Source organism: Geobacillus sp. WSUCF1 (assembly GCF_000422025.1).
Taxonomy (GTDB): domain Bacteria; phylum Bacillota; class Bacilli; order Bacillales; family Anoxybacillaceae; genus Geobacillus; species Geobacillus zalihae.
This window is the reverse complement of the sequence record NZ_ATCO01000255.1, coordinates 1-3,715: the sequence shown is the minus strand read 5'-3', so window position 1 is coordinate 3,715 and position 3,715 is coordinate 1. Positions and strand designations below refer to the sequence as shown.

Here is a 3,715-nt window from a genome sequence, read left to right as displayed (position 1 = left end):
CGCATGGGCACTGTCGAACACCAAGTCGCTCAACTGAACGAGCAGACGACCACGCTTGCGCAACAAATCGACTTGCTGGATGAGCGCACGAATGAAACGAAGGCGATCGTTGAAGCGCTCCGCCATGGGCAAGAAGTGCTGACCGCCAAATACGAGGCGATGGCGCACGACCTTCACCATATGAAAGGCGACCTCACCCATATCACATCCATCCTCGAAGACAAAGTGCTGCCTGCCCTCGCCGAACATGAAGCGGGACTGCACGTCTTGAACGCCCGCGTTTTCAAAACGGAAAGCACCCTTCATCGCCTTGTTCATGCCTAATGCGTTCCCCATAAAAAACGTTCCACACGGATTCCTTTTTCACCCGGCAGCCGTGGGCTGCCGTTTTTTTTTGTTCACGTGTCGATCCGTTCGTCTTCGCCATGGAGCCTGCCAACCTTTCGATCAACGGCGTGGGGGAATGCATAGCCAGCATGTTGATGGATAAACGGCGGGCTTATTCGAACATCTCGAATTCGGAGCATTCTGAAGGATTCGCCAGCATTCCGGAGCATTTTTTAGGATCAAGGAGGAGAGGGCCATCATCACCGCGAGAGCAGGCGAGAGGCAAACATATCGGCTGATACCAAATTTGCCAGTTGCACCCAAATTGCGGTATCCTTTGTTTGTGACGCTTTTTCATCCCCTCCGCGTCTTGTTGCCACCTTTTTCCCCCCCTTCATTATGCATGATAACAGCCAAAAAAAGGAGGAATTGTGTTGCGAAAATGGATCCGATCTTTGCTCGCTGTTGGGCTTGTATTTGGATTGGCTGCCTGCAACGGAACGAGCGATGCGAAAGGAAAAATTGTGATTAGCGGAAAGAAGTTTACCGAGCAGGTGATTTTGACGCATTTGTTGGCCGAATATGTGAAAGCCCATACGGATTTGGATGTTGAAGTGAAAGACAGTTTAGGCGGCGCGTTTATGTTGCAGCAGGCCATTGAAAATGGCGATGTCGACATGTATGTCGAGTACACAGGGACAGGGTATTTGAACATTTTAAAACAGCCGTACGACCCCAAAAAGACGCCCGAACAAATCTACAATGAAACGAAGAAATTATATAAGAAAAAATACAACATCGCTTGGCTCAAACCACTCGGATTTAACAACACCTACGCCTTGGCGTTGCGCAAGGATCTTGCCGAGAAACTTGGGGTGAAAACGCACTCCGATTTGGCCAAACACTCGTCCTCCCTCACCTTCGGGTCGGACGCCGAGTTTTTTGAGCGAAGCGACGGCTATGATGGGCTTGTCGATGCGTACGGATTTCAGTTCAAGAAAAAAGTGACGATCGATCCAGACCTGCAATACGAAGCGGCGAAAAACGGGGAGATTGACGTCATCACCGCCTATACGACTGATGCAAGAATCAAAAAATATGATTTGGTCGTGCTAAAAGATGATAAGAACTACTTCCCGCCATACCACTCCGTGCCGATCATCCGCCAGGAAGTGCTCGATGCCAATCCGGGTCTGGAAGAGAAGCTGAACAAGTTGGCCAATATTTTAACCGATGAAAAGATGATGGAACTCAACGGCCAAGTGAACTTGGAAGGAAAACGGCCGCGCGAGGTGGCGATCGACTTTTTGAAATCGGAAGGACTGATCGACTAGAAAGCGAGGAATGTGGATGATTCGATTTGAGAATGTGACGAAACAGTATGAGGACGGCTTTGTCGCCTTAAAAAATATGAATCTTGAAATCCGCAAAGGTGAGCTTGTCGCCTTGATCGGGCCGAGCGGGTGCGGAAAAACGACGACGATGCGGATGATCAACCGCTTGATCGAGCCGACATCGGGCAAAGTGTACATCGACGGGCAAGACATTTCCGAGCTCGACCCGGTTGAGCTGCGGCGCAACATCGGCTACGTCATCCAGCAAATCGGCTTGTTTCCGCACATGACGATCGCGGAAAACATCGCGCTCGTGCCGAAGTTGAAAAAGTGGGAAAAACACGCCTATGAAAAGCGGGTGGATGAGCTGCTTGAGCTCGTCGGATTGGATCCGGCGACGTTTAAGCACCGCTACCCGTCAGAGCTCAGCGGCGGCCAGCAGCAGCGCGTCGGCGTCGTCCGCGCCTTGGCGGCTGAACCGAATATCATTTTGATGGATGAACCGTTCAGCGCTCTTGACCCGATCAGCCGCGAGCAGCTGCAAGATGACATCGTCCGCCTGCAAGAAGAGATTCAAAAAACAATCGTCTTTGTCACCCACGATATGGATGAAGCCATTAAAATCGCCGATCGGATCGCCTTGATGAAGGACGGGGAAATCGTCCAATTTGCGACGCCCGACCAAATGCTTCGGCGGCCGGCGAACTCGTTCGTCCGCGAGTTTATCGGCGAAGACCGGCTGCGGACCCGCCAGACGGCCGTGCCGACGGCGGAAGATTTAATGTCGGCGGACGTCGCGACGATCTCGCCGCGCCGCGGTTTGGCCGAGGCATTCCGATTGATGAAAGCGAAAAAAGTCGACAGCCTGGTCGTGGTCGATAAAAAGCAGGCCTTTCTCGGCATCGTGACGCTGAAACAAATCGAGGAGCGCTATCGGGAAGAGCATTTGTTAGTCGCCGACATCGCCGATTACGATGTGACGACGTTGGCGAAAGAAGCGGACGTCACGAACGTCGCCGCTCTGTTCCAAGACCCTGATGTGCGCATCATTCCGGTGCTCGATGGCGACCGTCTTATCGGGGGGATTACGCGCTCGAGCATGATGCGCGCACTCGCGGAGTGGACGTTTCAGCAACACGCATAACGGGCAACGGAACATGCGCAGGCAAATCACAGCCGGAAAACTCGATGCCGCAATCGCCTCGCTTGAACAACATGCCTCATGTTGAAAAGGAAAAATGGCCTCGAGCGGTTTGTCAACGGAATTCGTTCTGCTTGCGAATAAAAAGGGATGACCGTTTTTATCTGAACTTCTCACGACGAAGCAGCAGCCATCCGCTGCCGCTTTTTCCGCCAAGGAGGGATACGATGGAATTGTTGCAGACGTTGATCGAACGAAAGAATGATATTTGGATCGCCTTTCAAGAGCATGTGCTCTTATCCGCTATCGCCATGGGCATTGCGATCGTCATCGCCGTGCCGCTCGGCGTCGCATTGACGCGGCATCGCAAACTCGCCGAGCCGATCATTGGCGTGGCCGCCATCATTCAGACGATTCCGAGCCTGGCGTTGCTTGGGTTTATGCTTCCGATTTTCGGCATCGGCAAACTGCCGGCGATCATCGCGTTGACGCTGTACGCCTTGCTTCCGATTTTGCGCAACACGTACACCGGCATTCTCGGCGTCGACCCGGCGCTGGTGGACGCTGGCCGGGGGATGGGGATGACATCGCGGCAAATTTTATGGATGGTTGAACTTCCTCTCTCGCTTCCCGTCATTATGGCTGGCGTGCGCACGGCAACGGTGCTGACGATCGGCGTCGCCGCCTTGGCGACCTTCATCGGCGCTGGCGGGCTTGGCGACTTGATCGACCGCGGCTTGCGCATCGCCGACAAAAACTTGATTTTAGCCGGCGCCATCCCCGCAGCGATCTTAGCGATTGCCTTTGACTGGCTGCTGCGCAAAGTCGAAAAGAAAGTGGCGCCAAAAGGGTTTTGACAGGCCACCAGATGTTGACTTCTTCCATACGCTTCAGGCAACCAACAAACACAGTG

The 3,715-nt window shown here is 53.3% G+C and carries 3 protein-coding genes and 1 pseudogene; all 4 read left to right on the top strand.

Going from position 1 to position 3,715, the window contains the following annotated elements; genetic code table 11:
- Positions 1-324, top strand: a pseudogene (locus tag I656_RS00405) (hypothetical protein); the annotation flags it as partial.
- Between the two features lie 434 nt (positions 325-758).
- Complete coding sequence (locus tag I656_RS00410; RefSeq protein WP_020756897.1) at positions 759-1,661, top strand: glycine betaine ABC transporter substrate-binding protein; 903 nt, start codon at positions 759-761, stop codon at positions 1,659-1,661.
- A gap of 16 nt (positions 1,662-1,677) precedes the next feature.
- Positions 1,678-2,805 (top strand): betaine/proline/choline family ABC transporter ATP-binding protein, encoded by a 1,128-nt coding sequence (locus I656_RS00415; protein WP_033006926.1) that lies wholly within the window; start codon positions 1,678-1,680, stop codon positions 2,803-2,805.
- A 224-nt stretch (positions 2,806-3,029) separates the two neighbouring features.
- Positions 3,030-3,659 (top strand): ABC transporter permease, encoded by a 630-nt coding sequence (locus I656_RS0117070; protein WP_033006925.1) that lies wholly within the window; start codon positions 3,030-3,032, stop codon positions 3,657-3,659.
- The last annotated feature ends 56 nt before the right edge of the window (positions 3,660-3,715 follow it).